This window comes from Actinopolyspora lacussalsi (assembly GCA_030803735.1).
Classification (GTDB): Bacteria; Actinomycetota; Actinomycetes; order Mycobacteriales; family Pseudonocardiaceae; genus Actinopolyspora; species Actinopolyspora lacussalsi.
The window spans coordinates 469294-488362 of record JAURUC010000001.1 but is presented as its reverse complement, the minus strand read 5'-3'; the positions used below and the strand labels follow the sequence as shown (position 1 = coordinate 488362).

General features: G+C 67.3%; 15 protein-coding genes and 2 riboswitches. Of the genes, 9 read left to right on the top strand and 6 right to left on the bottom strand.

The features are described from left to right. The first annotated feature begins 62 nt into the window (after positions 1 to 62). The 4 genes from J2S53_RS02200 (at position 63) to bioB (ending at position 4829) form a co-directional block, all read left to right on the top strand. Positions 63 to 695, top strand: a complete 633-nt coding sequence (locus J2S53_RS02200; protein ID WP_456239531.1) for a TetR/AcrR family transcriptional regulator — start codon at positions 63 to 65, stop codon at positions 693 to 695. 159 nt (positions 696 to 854) lie between these two features. Then, positions 855 to 993: riboswitch (glycine riboswitch) on the top strand. Then, positions 994 to 1090, top strand: a riboswitch (glycine riboswitch). It abuts the riboswitch before it with no gap. A gap of 34 nt (positions 1091 to 1124) precedes the next feature. Then, positions 1125 to 2228 carry a glycine cleavage system aminomethyltransferase GcvT gene (gene gcvT, locus J2S53_RS02195; RefSeq protein WP_456239530.1) on the top strand — a complete coding sequence of 368 codons (1104 nt, stop codon included), beginning with the start codon at positions 1125 to 1127 and terminating at the stop codon, positions 2226 to 2228. A gap of 50 nt (positions 2229 to 2278) precedes the next feature. After that, positions 2279 to 3559, top strand: coding sequence for a serine hydroxymethyltransferase (gene glyA / locus J2S53_RS02190; RefSeq protein WP_130466914.1), 1281 nt, complete (start codon positions 2279 to 2281; stop codon positions 3557 to 3559). A gap of 208 nt (positions 3560 to 3767) precedes the next feature. Further along, a complete protein-coding gene (bioB, locus tag J2S53_RS02185; RefSeq protein WP_456239529.1) occupies positions 3768 to 4829 on the top strand; it encodes a biotin synthase BioB in 1062 nt (353 codons plus the stop codon). 132 nt (positions 4830 to 4961) lie between these two features. Here bioB and J2S53_RS02180 read toward each other — a convergent pair whose 3' ends face one another. From J2S53_RS02180 to J2S53_RS02170, 3 genes are all read right to left on the bottom strand, one after another. Beyond that, positions 4962 to 5639: a DedA family protein gene (locus tag J2S53_RS02180; RefSeq protein ID WP_456239528.1), complete on the bottom strand. Its 678-nt coding sequence runs from the start codon at positions 5637 to 5639 to the stop codon at positions 4962 to 4964. A gap of 195 nt (positions 5640 to 5834) precedes the next feature. Continuing rightward, positions 5835 to 7427 (bottom strand): D-alanyl-D-alanine carboxypeptidase/D-alanyl-D-alanine endopeptidase, encoded by a 1593-nt coding sequence (gene dacB / locus J2S53_RS02175; RefSeq protein WP_456239527.1) that lies wholly within the window; start codon positions 7425 to 7427, stop codon positions 5835 to 5837. 109 nt (positions 7428 to 7536) lie between these two features. Beyond that, the gene (locus J2S53_RS02170; RefSeq protein ID WP_092977517.1) at positions 7537 to 8145 is read right to left on the bottom strand and encodes a LysE family translocator; all 609 of its coding nucleotides are present in this window, start codon (positions 8143 to 8145) and stop codon (positions 7537 to 7539) included. 100 nt (positions 8146 to 8245) lie between these two features. Between J2S53_RS02170 and J2S53_RS02165 the strand changes: the two genes are divergently transcribed. Next, entirely contained in the window at positions 8246 to 8746 is a 501-nt protein-coding gene (locus tag J2S53_RS02165) for an Lrp/AsnC family transcriptional regulator (protein WP_456239526.1), read from the top strand. 144 nt (positions 8747 to 8890) lie between these two features. On the opposite strand, the gene tesB is transcribed toward J2S53_RS02165, so the two are convergent. Together tesB and pyk are read right to left on the bottom strand one after the other, a co-directional pair. Next, a complete protein-coding gene (tesB, locus tag J2S53_RS02160) occupies positions 8891 to 9835 on the bottom strand; it encodes an acyl-CoA thioesterase II (protein WP_456239525.1) in 945 nt (314 codons plus the stop codon). Between the two features lie 111 nt (positions 9836 to 9946). Further along, positions 9947 to 11368 carry a pyruvate kinase gene (gene pyk, locus J2S53_RS02155; protein WP_456239524.1) on the bottom strand — a complete coding sequence of 474 codons (1422 nt, stop codon included), beginning with the start codon at positions 11366 to 11368 and terminating at the stop codon, positions 9947 to 9949. A gap of 75 nt (positions 11369 to 11443) precedes the next feature. Between pyk and J2S53_RS02150 the strand changes: the two genes are divergently transcribed. Beyond that, positions 11444 to 11887: a hypothetical protein gene (locus J2S53_RS02150; protein ID WP_456239523.1), complete on the top strand. Its 444-nt coding sequence runs from the start codon at positions 11444 to 11446 to the stop codon at positions 11885 to 11887. 20 nt (positions 11888 to 11907) lie between these two features. Beyond that, positions 11908 to 14301, top strand: a complete 2394-nt coding sequence (locus J2S53_RS02145; RefSeq protein WP_456239522.1) for an ATP-binding protein — start codon at positions 11908 to 11910, stop codon at positions 14299 to 14301. A 47-nt stretch (positions 14302 to 14348) separates the two neighbouring features. On the opposite strand, the gene J2S53_RS02140 is transcribed toward J2S53_RS02145, so the two are convergent. Beyond that, a complete protein-coding gene (locus tag J2S53_RS02140; RefSeq protein WP_456239521.1) occupies positions 14349 to 15053 on the bottom strand; it encodes a FadR/GntR family transcriptional regulator in 705 nt (234 codons plus the stop codon). Between the two features lie 338 nt (positions 15054 to 15391). Between J2S53_RS02140 and J2S53_RS02135 the strand changes: the two genes are divergently transcribed. Next, positions 15392 to 17686, top strand: a complete 2295-nt coding sequence (locus tag J2S53_RS02135) for a HelD family protein (RefSeq protein WP_456239520.1) — start codon at positions 15392 to 15394, stop codon at positions 17684 to 17686. 418 nt (positions 17687 to 18104) lie between these two features. Continuing rightward, complete coding sequence (locus tag J2S53_RS02130; protein ID WP_456239519.1) at positions 18105 to 19061, top strand: ABC transporter substrate-binding protein; 957 nt, start codon at positions 18105 to 18107, stop codon at positions 19059 to 19061. Positions 19062 to 19069 lie beyond the last annotated feature (8 nt).

Genomic DNA, 19069 nt, shown 5'->3' with positions numbered 1-19069 from the left:
TTTGACAAGACTCGATAACAACGAACCGGACTCGTCCCCGAACAGTTCCCGGAGGCCACTTCTTGCCCAGACCGAGCACGCCCCTGCTGTCGATGGAACGCATCCGGGAGTCCGCACTCGAGATCATCGACACCGCCGGGCTGGAGGCACTTTCGATGCGCCGCCTGGCGGAACGACTGGGAGTGCGGGCGGCTTCGCTGTACAACTACGTCCCCAACAAGGACGAGCTGCTGCACGATCTCGCCAACTCGACGATGGCCCGGGTCGACGTCTCCGGGTTCGAGACGGACTGGGTCACGGGCGTGACCGTCTGGGCCCGCTCCTATCGCCGGGCGCTGGTGGAACACCCCAACCTGGTGCCGTTCATCGCCTCCGGCCCGGCTCGCAGGGAAGCGGCACTGCGCCGTGCCGACGCGGTGCACGGCGGGTTGGTCGAGGCCGGTTGGCCGCAGCGCTACGCGACCATGATCGGGGCTTCCGTGAAGTACCTCGTGGTGGGCAGCGCGATGGGATCGTTCGCGGGCGGATTCGTCGACGACGCCGAGATCTACGACGAGAGGTTCCCCAACCTCGGCAGGGCGCATCTGCTGCGCAGTCATGCGACGGAGATCGACAACGCCAGTTTCGAGCTGGCACTGCACGCCTTCACGGAAGGGCTGCGCAGACGTTACGCGGAACTCGACGAGATCCACTGATCGCGATACCCGCCCGTCGGGTTCACCCAAAACGGGAACACCGCTCGGCGGCCCCGCGCGCCACGCGCGCGGGGGAATCCGGCCGCGGTCGGCTGCGCTGCTGTTGACTCGATAGCCGGGGCTACGTAGCGTTCACGCTACAATCGAAGAATGCGCCCATGACGTCATGCGGGAGAGACTCCGCACTCGGCTCGCGGCATCGCTGCCCGGCCACGGCAATGGCCCCAACGTGCGCGCGGAGCGCCGAAGGAGCAACACTCCCCGACAAACTCTCAGGCCCGATCACCGCATGGCACCAGGCGATTCAGGAGGAAAGCAGGGGTCACGTGCCCCTCGCCCACGGTGCAAGCCGCACAGCGCGGTGAAACTCTCAGGCCAATGACTCCGGGGAGACGCCGACCAGGCGCCGACCTATCAGGAGTTTCCACCATGTCACCGTCCCGCAAGACACCACTGCACGAGATCCATCGGCGGCTCGGGGCCACCTTCACCGAGTTCGCGGGCTGGGAAATGCCGCTGCGCTACTCCGGTGACATCAACGAGCACAACGCGGTACGCGGCACGGCGGGCCTGTTCGATCTCACGCACATGGGCGAGCTTCGCATCAGCGGCGCCCAGGCCGCCGAGGCACTGGACTACGCGCTGGTGGCCAACGCCTCGGCGATCACCGTCGGGCGTGCGCGTTACACGATGATCTGCGACGAGGCGGGCGGAGTACTGGACGACCTGATCGTCTACCGCACCGGGGAACGGGAATTCCTCGTGGTCGCCAATGCCGCGAACGCCGCCGTGGTCTCGACCGAGCTGGCCGAGCGGGTACGCGGTTTCGACACCGAGTACACCGACCTCTCCGACGAGTACGCGCTGATCGCGGTTCAGGGCCCGGTGGCCAAGGACATCCTGGCACCGTTGACCGAGATCGACCTGACAACGGTCAAGTACTTCGCGGGATACCCCGGCAGGGTAGCCAATTGTGATGTTCTACTCGCCCGCACCGGCTATACCGGCGAAGACGGTTTCGAGCTGTTCACATCCGTCGAGGACGCGGCTACGGTTTGGCAGGCGCTCAGCGAGGCGGGCGCCCCGCACGGGATACAGCCCGCCGGCTTGGCATGCCGGGACACACTACGGTTGGAGGCCGGTATGCCGTTGCACGGTCACGAGCTCTCCACCGAAGTGACCCCGTTCGACGCCAATCTGGGTCGGGTGGTCCGACTGGACAAGTCGGGAGATTTCGTGGGACGCGCCGCGCTCGCCGACGCGGCGGAGCGGACCGCGGAGCGCACACTGGTGGGGCTGCGCGGAACGGGCCGCCGCGCCCCACGCCACGGTTACCGGGTACTGGACGGTGACGGCGCCGATGTCGGCGTCGTGACCAGCGGTGCGCCGTCGCCCACGCTGGGTTACCCGATCGCGATGGCCTATGTGGACCACGCCTGCGCGAAGACGGGAACCGAGTTACAAGTGGACATTCGCGGCAAGGCAGTCGCTGTGGAGGTCGTGGACCCGCCCTTCTACAGCCGGAACCGCTGAACGCGCCCGACCCGCTCCACCGAGAATCAGGAACACGGAGGTAAATGATCATGCCGTCAGGCGATCTGTTCAACGAGAGGCTCGCATCGGTCGACCCCGAGGTGGCCAACGCGGTCGACGCGGAACTGCACCGGCAGCAGAACACGCTGGAGATGATCGCCTCGGAGAACTTCGCACCCCAGTCGGTGTTGGAGGCTCAGGGGTCGGTACTGACCAACAAGTACGCCGAGGGCTACCCGGGCAAACGTTATTACGGCGGCTGCGAGCACGTCGACGTCGTCGAGCGACTCGCCATCGACCGGGTCAAGCAGCTGTTCGGGGCCTCCTACGCCAACGTGCAGCCGCACTCCGGCGCGCAGGCCAATTCGGCGGCGATGTTCGCGCTGCTCAAGCCGGGTGACACGATCCTCGGCCTGGACCTGGCCAACGGTGGTCACCTCACCCACGGAATGCGGCTGAACTTCTCCGGCAAGCTCTACAACGTGGTGCCGTACCGGGTCCGCGAGGACGACCACCTCGTCGACATGGACGAGGTCGCCCGACTGGCCCGGGAGAACAAGCCACAGGTGATCATCGCGGGCTGGTCCGCCTACCCACGGCAGCTGGACTTCAAGCGGTTCCGCGAGATCGCCGACGAGGTCGGTGCCTACCTCATGGTGGACATGGCTCACTTCGCCGGTCTGGTCGCGGCCGGGCTGCACCCCAACCCGGTGCCGCACGCCCACGTGGTGACCACCACCACCCACAAGACGTTGGGTGGACCGCGTGCCGGTGTGATCCTGTCCTCCGACGAGGAGCTCGGCAAGAAGTTCAACTCGGCGGTGTTCCCCGGTCAGCAGGGCGGCCCGCTGGAACACGTGATCGCGGGCAAGGCTGTCGCGTTCAAGCTCGCCGCCGGTGAGGAGTTCGCCGATCGGCAGCGCCGCACGCTGGAAGGTGCCCGGATCATCGCCGACCGGCTGCAGGCCGAGGACGCCAGGGCCGCGGGGGTGCAGATCGTCTCCGGCGGCACGGATGTGCACCTGGTCCTGGTGGACCTGCGTGACTCCGAGCTGGACGGGCAGCAGGCCGAGGACCGGATGCACGAGATCGGTATCACGGTCAACCGCAACGCGGTTCCCAACGACCCTCGGCCCCCGATGGTCACCTCGGGACTGCGCATCGGCACCTCGGCACTCGCCACTCGCGGTTTCGCCGCCGAGGACTTCACCGAGATCGCCGAGATCATCGCCACCGCGCTGCACTCCGACTTCGACGAGTCGGTGAGCAAGAAGCTGCGTGGTCGGGTGGAGACGCTGGCGGCCAAGCACCCGCTGTACCCGAACCTGTGACGTATCGGGTTGGTCCGTGAGGACAGCCGTTCGTGACGGCGGCCTCCGTTAACGGACCACGTGTCACGACCGTGCCGCACTCCGGAAGTGTTCCGGAGTGCGGCACTTTTCGTGGCACCGGCGACGACGTTCGGAACAACTCGGCGGGAGCGATGTTGTAGGTTTCGCGATCTTGTCGCGACTCGCCCGGTCGACGAGTGTCGAGGACATGACGATCACACTGGACGAGCTGGTCACGAAGGCGCTGCGTCGCGAGGCTCCGAGTCGTGCCGCGGCCGAACGACTGCTGTCCGAGGAGTTCGACGTTCTCGACGTGGTCGCGGCCGCGGGTCGGGTACGTCGGCACTTCTTCGGCAACAGGGTCAAGCTCAACACCATCATCAATATGAAGAGCGGGCTGTGTCCGGAGGACTGCACCTACTGCTCGCAGCGCCTGGGATCCGACTCGGAGATTCTCAAGTACTCGTGGGTGAAGGCCGAGGAGGCGGCCACAGCGGCGGATGAGGCGGCCGAAGCCGGCGCGAAACGCATCTGCCTGGTGGCCAGCGGACGCGGTCCAGGGCAACGTGACATCGAGCGGGTCTCCGAGACGATCGAGGCGGTCCGGCGGAAGCAGCCCGACGTGGAGATATGCGCCTGCCTGGGGTTGCTGGGCGACGGGCAGGCCGAGCAGCTGCGCGAGGCCGGAGCGTACGCCTACAGCCACAACCTCAACACCAACGAACGGCGCTACGCCGAGATCTGTTCCACCCACGCCTTCGAGGACCGGGTCGAAACGGTGCGCAACGCCACCGGTGCCGGGCTCTCCCCCTGTTCCGGGGCGATATTCGGAATGGGGGAGTCGGACGAGGACGTGGTGAGTCTGGCCTTCGAACTGCGGGAGCTCGACCCGGACTCGGTGCCGATCAACTTCCTGATCCCGATGGAGGGAACACCGATGGCGGGAGAGTGGCGACTGACACCGCAGCGGTGTCTGCGCATCCTGGCGCTGTACCGGTTCTTCTTCCCCGACGTAGAGGTTCGGCTCGCCGGAGGGCGGGAGATCCATCTGCGCAACGTGGAGGCCATGGCGCTGCAGCTGGCGAACTCGATCTTTCTCGGTGATTACCTGACCAGTGAGGGCAGAACCGGCGACCAGGACCGGCAACTGATCGCCGACGCGGGATTCGTGGTCGAGGGGAGCCGGGAACGAACCCTCCCGCAACAGCGCGAGGACCTGGTCAACATCCGCAGACGCGGTGTCGGCACCGATGTCGCGAGCAACGTCTGATCGGGATCTCCGGTTAGAAGTGTCGGGGGTCCGTTCGGCGGACCCCCGTGCCGATCACCTATCCGGATGAACGGACTCGGGAGAGCTGACCGGGTCCCGTGCTCACCGATCGTGGGGAACTCGTCGAGCCGGTCACGCGGCTCGGTCGAACTCGTCCGAACCGGAGCAGTGGTCGGTGACCTCCGACACGGGACGGGTTCGCGGCGCCTTGCGTCGTCGCCAGAGCCAGGTGGCCGCTCCGGACAGCACCAGCGCTCCCAGCACCACCCAACCGGCCCCACCGAGGATGTGTTCGACGTACTTGGCCGAAGCGCCCGCCAGCCAGCCGATGGCGACGTGCGAGGCGGACCACGCTCCAGCGCCCAGCAACGAAGCGGGCAGGAACCTGCCGTAGCCCAGACCGGAGGAACCCGCCGCGGCCGGAGTCAGGGTACGCACCACGGGCAGGAACCTCGACACGAACACAGCGCCCACGCCGTAGCGCCGCAGCAGCGTCCCGGCACGATCCCAGTGCCGCTGTCCCAGCTTGCGCACGGCGGCGCTCTCTCGCAGCCGCCAACCGTAGCGACGTCCGAGCAGGAAACCGATGTTGTCGCCCAGGGCGGCGAACAGCGCCACGGACAGCGACAGGGTCAGGAAGAACCCGAAGTCCGTCACGGCGGCCGAGGCGATCAACAGCCCGCTCTCCCCCGGCACGACGAAGCCGATGCCCAGTGTGCACTCACCCAGTACCAGCGCGCCGACCGCCACGACCAGCAGCGGGCGAGGTAACCCGGCGATCGCGGCCAGCAGTTCACTGACGACAGACACACACACTCCTAGGGCCGGGTAACATCGATCACGCTACCGTGTGATGCCGAGGAGATGAATCCGGAAGCACCCCCGGTCTCCCCCGAACTCCCGGGGCGGAGTCGGACGGCAGCGAGGTAGCGGCCACGGCCGGGCCCAGGGCGGCTCCTGTTACGAGTCGTTCGGCCCGAAACGCGGCTTTCCCGCACGGTACCTTCAACAGCTCTTGCTCCAGGAGCACTCGAACACCGACTCGTCGGGGCGCGTCGACGGGATGTCGACAGCCGAACCCGAGGAGCGATCCCGTTCGCCGGGACTCGGCACGGGCTCCTGGGGATCAGCGCCGTGTCGGGCGAGCCGAACCGCCACGGCATCCCGCAGGTCGCGAGGCGGTGCCGACAGGAACCCGTTGAACACCACGGAGAACACCAGCGGGCGCTCGGCGCGGGTACGGACGTAGCCGGACAGCGCGGTCACCCCGGTCATCGAACCGGTCTTTGCCGAGACGTTGCCCTCGGCCGCGGTGCCGCGCATCCGACCGCCGAGAGTTCCTCCCGTCATCCGGTCCGTCGCACCGGCGAGTGGCAGTGCCCGCTTCCAGTCCTCGAACCACGGTCGGTCGCGGACGGTGTCGAGCAACTCGGCCAGCTGGGCGGGCGAGATCGAGTTCAGCGTGGACAGCCCGGACCCGTCCACCAGTCGATACTTCGCGGAATCGATTCCCGACGCCTCCAGCCTGCTCCGGACCACCTCGAGGCCGGCCCGCCAGCTCCCCTCCTCCCGCAGGACCCTGCCCATGGTCTTGACCAGTGTCTCGGCGTGACCGTTGTTGCTGAGCTTGAGGAAGGGCACCAGCAACTGCCGCAGCGGCATCGAGCGGTGTTCGGCCATCACCCGGGCGCGGTCCGGTGCCTCGCCCTCGCCGGATCCCTCGAAGGTGACACCGCGTTCGATCAGGGCGCGTCGGAAGACGTCCAACGAGTACGCGGTGGGATCAGCCACGGTGCTCAGGGCTCGCCCGACGTCGGCTCCCGCCGGTATTCCGCCGCTGACGATCACACGATCGGCGCCGTGCGCACGACGAACGGACAGCTCTCCCGTGGCGTCCGCGGCGAGCGTACGGGCGCGGTTGACTATCTCGACCGCTTCGGTGGCCGGTCGTGTACTCACCCGCACCGGCTCTCCCGGCCGGGTCGGCCGCGACCGAACCAGCACGGTACCGGCGTCGTAATCACTGTTCGGCGCTACAGTCAGTGCCGAGATCGGGGCAGCGTAGTAGTAGGGCTCGTCGACGGCCATCCAACCGTTGGCGAGAGCGCGGTCGTCGAAGTAGGAGTCGTCGGCCAGCACGTCCCCCCGCACGACCCGGACACCGGATTCGACGATCCGGTCGGCGAGCGCACGGTAGTCCGCGGCCGACATCGTCGGATCACCACCACCGCGCAGGTACAGATCGCCGAACAGTACGTTCCCCCGGCGCCTGCCCGAGGTCAGCACACGGGTGTCGAACCGGAAGCCGGGGCCGAGCGCCTCCAACGCCGCTACCGAGGTGAACAGCTTGGCGTTGGAGGCGGGAATCAGGCGCCGGTCCGGTGACCGCCGGTAGAGGATCCGGTCGGTCACCGGATCGCGCACCACCACCCCGACCGAAGCACCGGCCAGCCGCGGATCCGACAGGATCCGGTCCAGATCCGCACGCAGCGCCTCCGCCGCCCGAGGCGGCTTCTCGTGCGGCACCACGGGATCCGCGGCCCCCGGAACGGCGAAAATCATCACGAAACCGGTCAACAACGCCAGGACACGCCGCACCGTCACTCCTCCGGGCCGCTCGCGCTCGTCACCACTGATCGGAACGGATGATGATCCCGATCAACCGAGCACATGTCGACCCCGTGATCAACGCGGGCGTGTCGCGGGCTCACGCCAGCGCTATCGAACTCGCCATCACCAGCAGCGCGCCCCCGCAGCACCGCTCGAAGACACGCTTGCGCCTGGGAACGGACAGAAAGGCCGACAACCAGCCCACCGAGGGAACTACGATGAGCCACCAGGCCGCGAACGAGGCGACAGCGGCGGAGCTGAGCAGCAAGGCCTGTGTCATGGGGTCACCGGCGGGATCCATCGCCTGCGGCAACAGCGTGAGAAAGGTGAGCAGCACCTTCGGGTTGAGCACGTCGACCAACAACCCACGCAGGAAAACCGCGCGTCCCGACGTCGGAGCCGCCTCGTTACGCGCCGCGGCCGTGGAGCCGGCCCGCCGCAGGATCTGAACGCTCATCAGAACCAGATACCCGACACCGAGCACCTTGACCACGAACAGCGCCGCGGGGAACGCGATCACCAGTGCCGACAGCCCGACGGTGGCCGCGGTGGCATGAACGAGCAACCCACAGGTCACTCCCGCCGCGGCCAACCATCCCCAGCGGGCCCCGTTCGCGGCGCTGCGCGTCACCATCACGAAGTCGGGCCCCGGCACCAGAATGATCACCAGCAGGGCGAGCAGGAACGACCCCCAAGCGATGTGCACTGCGAACTCCTCGCACTCGAACCGACAATTCTTCGAAAGCTGTGGCTATAGTGGGTTAATCGTTCGTGTTCGATCCAGCTACGACACAGAAAGTTCGGTTATGACGATTTCGGCAGAACTGGATTCGGTGGATTGGCGAATCCTGGAGGAGTTGCAGAACGACGCGACCCTGGCCAACCGGACGTTGGCCGAGCGGATCGGTCTCGCCGCGTCGAGCTGCCTGCAGCGAGTACGCAGACTCCGGGAACAGGGCGTGATCACCGGGTCGCACATCGACGTGGATCCGGCGGCCACCGGACTCACGCTGGAAGCGGTGGTGTCGATCAACGTACGCCCGCACACCCGGGCGGTGGTCGAATCCTTCCGCGAGTTCGTGATGGCCCAGCCCGAGACACGGTCACTACTGCACGTGAGCGGGCAGGCCGACTTCCTGCTTCACCTCGCGGTGACCGACAGCGCGCATCTGCAGAGTTTCCTGGTGGACAAGCTCTCGGCACGTACCGAGGTACGCCACTTCACCACCTCGGTGGTGCTGGAACAGGTGCACACCCGCGCGCTGACACCGCCACGACCACCGCGACCCGCGCGGCGGCGCGGCTGAACGGTGTGTGAAGCAGGGCACGGGCGCTCGGGAACGCGGCGCGGACGAAGGGAACGGCTCGCGACGTGCCCTCGGCTGGCCGTTCCCCGACGCGCGGGCGGGAGTGAGTACCGGAACCGGGCACGTCGTTGGTGCCCGCTCCGATCACTCACCGACGCGCAGCAGACCTTCCTGCACCACCGTGGCCAGCAGCGAGCCGTCCCGCGAGAAGAAGTTGCCGGTGGCCAGCCCACGTGCCCCCGAGGCGCTGGGAGAGCTGCAGTCGTAGAGGAACCACTCGTCGGCGCGGAATCGCCGGTGGAACCACATCGCGTGATCGAGACTGGCACCGTGGACCTCGTCCAGACCCCAGTAGACGCCGTGCCTGGCCAGCACCGAGTCCAGCAGGGTCAGATCGGAGGCGTAGGCGAGCAGGCAGACGTGCAGCAGGTCGTCGTCGGGAAGGCTGCCGTCGGCCCGCATCCACACCCTGCTACGGGCGTCCCTGGGGCCATCCTGCCTGCTCAGCCACGGTGGCTCGGTAACGTGCCGCATGTCGATGGGGCGGGGCAGGTTCGCCATGCCGCCCACTTCACCGGCCAGCTGACCGAGATGTTCACCGTAGGTGGACAGTTCCTCCGGAGCGGGGACCTCCGGCATGGGTTCGGCGTGGTCCATCCCCCGTTCCTCGACCTGGAACGAAGCGGACAGCGAGAAGATCGTCTTGCCGTGCTGCACCGCGATGACGCGGCGGGTGGTGAACGAGCGACCGTCCCGGGTGCGATCCACCTCGTAGACGATCGGGACACTCGGATCCCCCGGACGCAGGAAATAGGCGTGCAGCGAGTGGACCCGGCGCTCGGACGGCACGGTCCTGCCCGCGGCGACCAGGGCCTGTCCCGCCACCTGGCCCCCGAACACGCGGACCGGGGACTCCGCCGGGCTGACGCCACGAAAGATGTTCTCCTCGATCGGTTCGAGGTCGAGCAATGCCACCAGTCGATCCAGCACCGGCTGTCCGTGTGGCATGCCACTGGCATCCACCGGAACGGACGACTGGCTGCCGGTCCCCGCCGGATCGGCGGCAGCGGCGCGTGCCGCTCGGGTCACTTCGGGCTCCTCGTGTCGATGTTGGGCACACGCCGACCCTCCCGCGCAGCGGAATGCCGGAGAACGGCGATTCGCACCGTGGACCTCCGGTTCCGCCGCGACCGGGAGAAGTCAGACGTGATCCTCCTCGCCGAGACGGTGCACCCGGATCAGGTTGGTCGAACCGACGGTTCCGGGCGGAGACCCCGCGACGATGACGACCATGTCGCCACTGTCGGAACGTCCGATCGACAACATCGCCTGATCCACCTGGCGCACCATCTGGTCAGTGGTATCCACACTAGGCACCAGGAAGGTCTCCGTCCCCCAAGTGAGAGCGAGCTGACTACGAACGGACTCCTCGGGGGTGAACGCGAACAGCGGCAATCTGGTGTGCAGCCGTGCCAGCCGACGGACGGTGTCACCTGACTGCGTGAAGGCGACCAGTGCCTTGGCACTGAGTCGTTCGCCGATGTCCCTAGCTGCGTAGGAGATCACACCACGCTTGGTCCGCGGCACGTGACTCAGCTCCGGCGGCTCCGAGGAACCGGCTTCCACCGCCTCCACGATGCGGGCCATGGTCTCGACCGTCTCCACGGGGTAGTCCCCGACGCTGGTCTCGCCGGAAAGCATGACGGCATCGGTGCCGTCCAGCACGGCGTTGGCGACGTCCGAGGTCTCGGCCCTGGTCGGGCGGGGATTGCCGATCATGGAGTCGAGCATCTGGGTCGCGACGATGACCGGTTTGGCGTTCTCCCTGGCGATACCGATCGCCCGCTTCTGCACCAGCGGCACGTGTTCCAGCGGCAGCTCCACGCCGAGGTCTCCCCTGGCGACCATGACGCCGTCGAAGGCGAGCACGATGGCCTCGAGGTTGTCCACCGCCTCGGGCTTCTCCAACTTGGCGATCACCGGAACGCGGTGCCCGACCCGGTCCATGACCTGATGGACGAGGTCGATGTCGGCGGGGGTACGCACGAACGACAGCGCGATGAAGTCCACGCCCATCCGCATCGCGAACTCCAGGTCCTCGACGTCCTTGTCGGACATGGCGGGAACCGAGACGTCCATCCCCGGCAGCGAAAGCCCCTTGTGATCGGAAACGGGGCCGCCCTCGACGACCTCGCAGACCACGTCGCTTTCCTCGACCGCCGTGACCGTCAGCCCGACCTTCCCGTCGTCGACCAGGATCTGGTCACCGACCTTGGCGTCTCCGATCAACCCCTCGTAAGTGGTGGAGACCCGGTCGTGGCTACCGACCACATCGGCCACGGTGATCCGGACGACCTCACCGGTGCGCCACTCGACCTCGCCCTCGGCGAAGGTTCCCAATCGGATCTTCGGACCCTGCAGGTCACCCAGGATCCCCACGGCACGTCCGGATTCGGCCGTCTCCGCACGCACCATGTCGTAAACCCGGCGGTGGTCGTCGTGGCTACCGTGGCTGAAGTTCAGCCGAGCGACATTCATGCCGGCGCTGACGAGCTCGGCCACCTTCTCCGGACTGGCGGTGGCTGGCCCCATAGTACAAACGATTTTGGCTCGTCGACTCACGGTGCAACAGCCTAGTCCGTCGACTCACGCGCGCAGTATGCCACCGTCGAGGTCAACCAACATCCGAGAGGCCGCATGCTGGATCCTTTCAGTCCCCGTGCACGCCGCGCGTCGTTCGCACTGAGCTGCGTGGCCAGCCTGGTGATTCTTTTCACTCCCCCGGCGGGGGTTCCCGAGTCCCCACCCGGCACCGACAAGCTGGTGCACCTGGTGCTGTTCGCGGTGCTGACGCTGACCGGGCGGGCGGCTCGGATCGACCACCGGCTGCTGCTGTCGTGCCTGGTGTGCTACGCGCCGCTCTCCGAGGCGTTGCAACAGTTACTGCCGGTGCATCGCGACGCGGAGGCGATGGACGCGATCACGGATCTGTGCGGGATCGCCGTGGGCCAAGCGTTGGTCGTACCGCTCCGGCGGATCATCAGCGGCACGAGATCCCAAAACTCACACGTTCGTGTGAGTAAACATCGATCCAGGTCACAGTCCCATCCCGCGAACCGCGAGACGGGTTCGAGGGAGTGAACGGAGGTACTCTCGGCGGTGTGGACTCCACCGCACGGGCCCGCTCACGCGCTGCCGGCGGCAATCTCCCGGCAGAAGTAACGAGCTTCGTCGGCAGGCGTCGCGAGATCACACTCACCAAACGACTGCTGGCCGAGTCGAGGGTGGTGACCCTGACCGGCCCCGGCGGTATCGGCAAGAGCCGGCTGGCGCTTCGGGTCGCCGCCAACATGAGCCGTTCGTTCCGGGACAAGACCTGGCAGGTCGAGCTCGGTGAGCTGCACGACCCGGACCTGGTCGCGACCGCCGTGGTCGAACAGCTCAACGTCGCCGAAACGTCGACGGGTACCGAACTCGACAACCTGGTCGAACACTTCAGGGAACGCGAAGCGCTCCTCGTGCTGGACAACTGCGAACACCTGGTACAGGCCTGCGCCGAACTGGTGGATACGTTGATCCGTTCGTGCCCGGGTCTTCGGGTACTGGCCACCAGCAGGCAGTCGCTCGGCGCGGCCGGGGAGAGCACGCTGGTCGTGCCGCCGCTGCAAACCCCCGACCCGGAACAACTACCCGCCGCGGAGGCGTACGAACAGTACGCGGCGGTACGGCTGTTCCTCGACCGGGCCCGTGCCGTTCTGCCGGAGTTCGAGGTCACCCCGGACAACACCCCGGTGCTGATGCGGTTGTGTCACCGGCTCGACGGAAATCCGCTGGCGATAGAACTGGCCGTGGTACGACTACGCTCACTGGCTCCGCGACAGCTGGAGGAACGGCTCGACGAACGCTACGAACTGCTCAGCGGAGGTCGCACCGGCGCGCCACAGCGACAGCAGACGCTGCGAGCACTGATCGACTGGAGCTACGACCTGTGCACCGAGTCCGAACGCAGGGCATGGGCACACGTGTCGGTGTTCTCGGGCAGTTTCGACCTGGAGGCCGCGGAGTACGTGATCGACGGCACCGCGGAACGATCCAGGGCGGCCTCGCTGGTGCACGCTCTGGTGGACAAGTCGATCCTGCTGCGCGAGCGGGATGACGGACCCAGCCGCTTCGTGCTGCCGCACACGCTTCGCGAGTACGGCCTCGAGAAACTGTGGACAGCCGGTGATCTGCCCAAGGCCGAGGCGCGGCATCGCCAGTGGTACGTCAGTACGGTGCGCCGCTTCGCGGCGGAATGGATGGGTGCCGAGCAGGTCGAGTGGGTGCGACGACTGCGCGTGGAGCAGGCGAATCTGCGAGCGGCGCTGCGGTCGATGACCGAGCACGGCGAGGAGAGTTCCGAGGACCAGCACGCGGACGAGCGGACCTCCGCACCCCACGGGCCCGCCGTCGCACTACGAATGGCCACCGCGCTGGGACGCTACTGGCAACTGCGGGGGGCGCACTCCGAGGCCCGCTACTGGCTGGATCGCACCCTGGCACTGACCGGGACGCGGCAGGCACCCCGCGAGCGGGCCGCCGCGTTGGCCTCCAGCGCCTGGTTCACCCTGCTGCACGGCGACGTGTCGGGAGCACGCGGCTCACTGGACACCGCGGCCGCCACGCTCGAGGGACACGACGCTCCGCTGGAACGTGCGCACCTGACACGCACCTACGGGATGGTCGCCCTGTTCGACAACGATGCGGCCTCGGCGATCAGGTTGCTCGAAACCGCGCTGGAAGTCTTCCGGCGCGGGGCCGAGAAGGAAGGGGAACTGTTCACGCTGATCGGGTTGGGGGTGGCGCGCGCGGTCAACGGCAACGAGCGGGACGGGCTGGAACTGCTCGACGACGCGCTGGCGATCACCACCGGACGCGGTGAGGTGTACTGGCGCTCCTGGACGCTGTGGGCGATCGGCTATCTCAAGACGATCACCGGCAAACCCGACCGGGCCGAACCGGCGTTGAAAGAAGCACTGAACCTGCAACGACGGCTGGACAACCGGCTCGCGATCGCGTTCACCCTGGACACGCTGGCCTGGGCCGCGCACCTGCGGGGAAACGACAAACGAGCGGCCAGATTGTTCGGTGCGGCCGGAGGCGCCTGGGAGTCCGCGCACTCCACTCCGAACCTCTACGTCGAGTTCGCCGAACAGCACCGGGCCCAGCTGGTCGCCACCAGGGAGGCGCTGGGCGAGGAGACCTACAATGAATCCTTCGACAGGGGGTACCACTGGCAGCACGACACGGCGATCGACTTCGCGCTGGAGACCAAACAACGCTCCAGGGAAACCCAGCGGGAGAACGTGCACCCGATGCCGCTGACCAGCCGGGAACGCGAGATCGCCCAGCTGGTGGCCCAGGGGCGCACCAACAAGGAGATCGCCGAACAACTGGTCATCGCGCTGCGCACCGTGGAAGGACACGTGCAGCACATCCTGACCAAGCTGGATTTCACGTCCCGGGCCCAGATCGCGGGCTGGGTCGCCGGAATGCGCTCCGAACAGGGGGAATAAGCGGCGCCTCGTCACCCCGAGCCCGTGTTCGCCCGGACGATGAGCACTCACTTCTCCTCGGTGGACTCCAGAAACCTGAGCGTGCCGTGCAGCGCCTCGGCGACCAGCTCACGCATGGCCGTTTCCGCCCTGCCGTACCGTCCCTCCTCGATGCACCGTGCGATCTCGCCGTGCAGCCCGACGGCCAGCGGCTCGGGATGCGCGGGCATCAGTCCCTGCTCGGTACGCCACCGCAACACTTCGCGCACAACCTCGTGCAGCTGCGCGAACATCTCGTTGCCGGAAGCCCGCAACACCAGTGAGTGAAAGGCGACGTCGGCCTCCAGGAAACCTTCCAGGTCCCCCGCCTCGGCCAGTTCGTTCATCCGCTCACCTATGCGGATCAGTTCGGTCACGTCCTCGGCGCGGGCTCGTTGGGCGGCCGCACCGGCAGCCACCGGCTCCACCGCCGTACGCAGTTCGACGAGCGTCTTGACCTGGTTGGCACGGTCGGTTTCCAACGACCAGCGAATCAGCGCCGGGTCGAAGGTGTTCCACTCCTCGCGGGGTCGAACCACGATGCCCACCCGCTGCCGCCCCACCACGAGACGGATCGAAGCCAACGTACGCACCACTTCGCGCACCACGGTGCGCGAGATTCCGAAACGCTGTTCGAGATCCTCACCACGCAGCACGCTGCCCGGAGAATGAACGCCCGCACTGATCTCCCGCCCCAGTATCTCGACGATCTCCCCGTGCAGTCCTCCGCTCATGTCGGCTCCGTTCACAGCCACACGTGCCCCGACCACCACTTTCGGCGGCTCCGTCCGGAGTTCGTCGGAAAACGACAGTGCCGGGCACGAATGTGGCACGTCCACATTCCAGGCGCCGAGAATATCCGTCCGCCCCACCCGGCACGGGAGCGGAGGTGGCGACGGCGGCGCGACGGTGGGCACGCTCCACGATCAACTGCGCCCGATGGTCGCGTCGTTTCCGGGGTACACTAGTTCGTCGGGCCTGTTGGCGGGCCGCGGTGTCGCGAAGCACACCGCAGCGCCCGGAACCCCACGCCCGTCCTGTTCCAACGCGCATGACCGCACGAGGTGGAGTCGTGTCCGAAACCCGAGCCGATCGGGAACTTGACCACGCCGACAGCGTCGCCGCCGAACAGCGGTACGTCTCGATGCTCTACGACAAGCTCGACGAACTGCGGCGGTACAACAGCAAACGCCTGGCCGAGACGCTGCGGGAGACCGGTGGAACTCCCCAGGCACGTACCGAGCGTGACATTTCCACCAAGATGCACATCGACAAGCTCTCGCAGCTCAGCGCGGTGGAGAACGGGTTGTGCTTCGGCAGGCTCGACCTGGACAGCGAGGAGCGGTTTCACATCGGCAGGCTCGGACTGTTCGACGAGGAGAACGAGTACACGCCGTTGCTGATCGACTGGCGCGCTCCAGCCGCACGACCGTTCTACCTGGCCACGGCGGCCTCCCGCGACGGGGTGATAAGGCGTAGGCACATACGCACCACCAGGCGCACGGTCACGGACCTGGAGGACGAGGTCCTGGACCTGGACTCCGCCGAGCAGGGAAGCCACCTTGGACTCGCGGGTGAGGCGACGCTGCTGGCGGCGCTGGACGAACGCCGTACCGGCCAGATGGGCGACATCGTCGCGACCATTCAGGCCGAGCAGGACAACATCATCCGCAGCGGCATGAACGGTGTTCTGGTGGTGCAGGGCGGTCCGGGTACCGGCAAGACCGCGGTGGCACTGCACCGAGCCGCGTACCTGCTCTACACCTACCGGCAGCAACTGACCAAGCGCGGTGTGCTGGTGGTGGGACCCAACAAGACCTTCCTGCGCTACATCGGCCAGGTGCTGCCCTCCCTCGGCGAGACCGGTGTGCTGCTGTCCACCGTCGGAGAGCTGTATCCGGGCGTGGCCGCCACTGCGACGGAAACGGCCACCGCCGCCGAGCTCAAGGGGCGTACCGAGATGGTCTCGGTGCTCAACAACGCCGTACGGGACCGCCAGCAGGTACCGCGCAAGTACATCGAGGTGACTTTCGACCGCGAGCCACTCCACATCGACAAGAGCACCTGCAGCCAGGCACGCACCAAGGCGCGGCGAGCACGCAAACCGCACAACGAGGCCAGGAAGATCTTCCGGCGCGAGATGTTCTCGGCACTGGCGCTGCAGGTGGCCGACCGGTTGGGGCGGGATCTGCTCGACCAGCGCGACATCGACGACATCGCGGCGGAGCTGCGGGCGGACAGTCAGGTGTGCGAGGTACTCGAACAGCTGTGGCCGGAGATCGAGCCCACCACGCTGCTGGACGAGCTGTTGAGCTCGCCGGAACGCATGAAGAAGGCCGCGCGCAGGTACTTCGACGAGTCACAACGCCAGGCGATGCTGCGGGAACCGGGCTCGGAGTGGACACCCGCCGACGCTCCGCTGCTGGACGAGCTGGCAGAGCTGCTGGGGGAGGACGACTCGGAGCAGCAGCAGGCACAGCTGCGGCAGGAGCGGGAGGAGCTCGCCTACGCCGAGGGAGTGCTGCACATCATGGAGCAGGACGAGGAGATCATGGATCCCGAACGACTTCGGGTCTCCGATGTACTCGACGCCGACCTGCTCGCGGAGCGCAATCGCACCAACAGTGAGCTCACAGCGGCCGAACGAGCGGCGGGGGACCGCACCTGGACCTTCGGGCACGTGATCGTCGACGAGGCGCAGGAGCTGTCGGCGATGGCGTGGCGAGTGATCATGCGTCGTTGCCCGAGCCGCTCGATGACCGTGGTGGGTGACATCGCCCAGACCGGTTCGGCCGCGGGCGCCTCGTCCTGGCACGACGTGCTCGGGCCGTACGTGGCGCGCCGGTGGCGCCTGGAGGAGCTCACCGTCAACTACCGGACGCCGAGCGAGATCATGTCGATGGCGACCCCGTTGCTCGCCGAGATGGACGTGGACCTGTCCGTGCCGACCTCGGTGCGCAGCACGGGCATCGAACCGTCCCTGGTGCGGACTTCTAGGGGAGAGGACACCGCCCGAACCGCGCGACTGGCCGCCGAGGAACTCGAAGCCGTCGACGGCGGCCACGTGGCGGTACTCTGCCCACCCGATCGCCGCGAGGAGTTCGGAGGCGAGGTCTCCGAGCTGATACCGCGGGCAGCCGTGGGGCCGCGTCCGGAAGGTCTGGAAGCTCCGGTGATGGTCCTCAGCGTCGATCAGGCCAAGGGACTGGAGTTCGACAGCGTGATCGTGGCGGACCCCGCAGGCATCCTCGAACAGTCCCCCCGGGGAATCAACGACATCTACGTGGCGCTCACCCGAACCACGACCAGGCTCAGTGTCGTGCATCACGGCGACCTGCCCGCCCCGTTGAGGCCCCCGGAGAGCTGAATCGCCGTTCGGCGGCCCCGGTTTCCGGGTTCGGGCAGTCGGCGGGACCGGACCGCCCTCCAATGGAGTCCTCGACCAGTGGCGGACCGCTACGGGCTTCGGGGGTTCCGCACAACGGACTCGGGTGATTCCCGGGACGGCACGCAACGGACGATACTGCCTTCGCCAGGATCGGGATGGTATCTTTCCTGTTCAGGAAGCCACGCCCGAACACAGGGGCGCGGCTTTCGTGATGTCGTGCGGGCGGAATCCGCCGTGAGTGCGCTCCGGCCACGGCAACCGTGCGCTTCCGAAAGGGGTTCGTGGGGCCGCACGGGGCCGCCTCGACACGACATCGACGACACCCGTTCCCGGTGCAGGAACGCGGCGTCGCCCACCCGGCGGGCGCCGCGGAGCACCGACCGAAACCGAGGACATCATGAGTCGGACAACCGGATTCCGCCGCGGAGTGCCCCTGCTGCTCGCCCTGGTGGCGCTCCTGGCGGGGATCACCTCGTGTGCGCAGCGCCCAGCTTCCGAAGAACCGGTCCAGCAGGGCAACGATCGGGCTTCGGCGTTTCCGGTACGGGTGAAGCTTTCGGGGCAGGAACCGGTGACGCTGCCCGAACAGCCGAAGCGCATCGTCTCGTTGAGCCCCACCGCCACCGAGGTGCTCTACGCGATCGGGGCGGGCAACCGGGTCGTGGCCGTGGACAAGTACTCCACCTACCCCGAGCGGGCACCACGCGAGGAGATCTCCGCGCTGAACGTCGGAGCCGGCACCGTCTCGGAGTACCGCCCCGATCTCGTGATCGCGCAGGCGGGAAGTGCCGGTGAACTGGCCAAAGGACTGCGCGAACTGGACATTCCGGTACTGCTGACCCCCTCCGCGAAGGATCTCTCTGCCGCCTACCAACAGATGAAGGCACTCGGACGTGCCACCGGGCACAACGAGGAGGCCGCCGACACCGTGCGACGGGTTCGTTCCGAGATCGACAAGCTGGTGCGGGAGACTCCCGAACTCGAACAGCCGCTGACCTACTACCACGAGGTCGGCCCCGATTACTTCACCGCGACGTCCAAGAGTTTCGTGGGCAGCGTCTACGAGAAGTTCGGGCTGGACAACATCGCCGACTCCGCGGGAGGCAAGTTCCCCCAGCTTTCCGAGGAGAAGATCCTGGGAGCGGATCCGGAGATGATCTTTCTCGCCGACACCGGGACGGCCGGCGTGACCAAGGGGTCCGTCGCCGAGCGTCCCGGCTGGCAGACGCTGACCGCGGTGAAGCAGGGGCAGGTCTACGAGTTGAACGAGGACGTGGCCGGCAGGTGGGGACCGCGCGTGGTGGAGCTCGCCCGCTCGATCAGTGAAGCGATCGACGGCACCAGGCAGGGCTGACGCTCCTC

What these genes read in the sequence shown, in the direction of transcription:
- glyA (WP_130466914.1), top strand. Translation starts at nt 2,279, where the DNA reads ATGCCGTCAGGCGATCTGTTCAACGAGAGGCTCGCATCGGTCGACCCC.
- J2S53_RS02140 (WP_456239521.1), bottom strand. Translation starts at nt 15,053, where the DNA reads ATGAGCGGAGGACTGCACGGGGAGATCGTCGAGATACTGGGGCGGGAG.
- bioB (WP_456239529.1), top strand. Translation starts at nt 3,768, where the DNA reads ATGACGATCACACTGGACGAGCTGGTCACGAAGGCGCTGCGTCGCGAG.
- J2S53_RS02130 (WP_456239519.1), top strand. Translation starts at nt 18,105, where the DNA reads ATGAGTCGGACAACCGGATTCCGCCGCGGAGTGCCCCTGCTGCTCGCC.
- J2S53_RS02165 (WP_456239526.1), top strand. Translation starts at nt 8,246, where the DNA reads ATGACGATTTCGGCAGAACTGGATTCGGTGGATTGGCGAATCCTGGAG.
- J2S53_RS02150 (WP_456239523.1), top strand. Translation starts at nt 11,444, where the DNA reads ATGCTGGATCCTTTCAGTCCCCGTGCACGCCGCGCGTCGTTCGCACTG.
- gcvT (WP_456239530.1), top strand. Translation starts at nt 1,125, where the DNA reads ATGTCACCGTCCCGCAAGACACCACTGCACGAGATCCATCGGCGGCTC.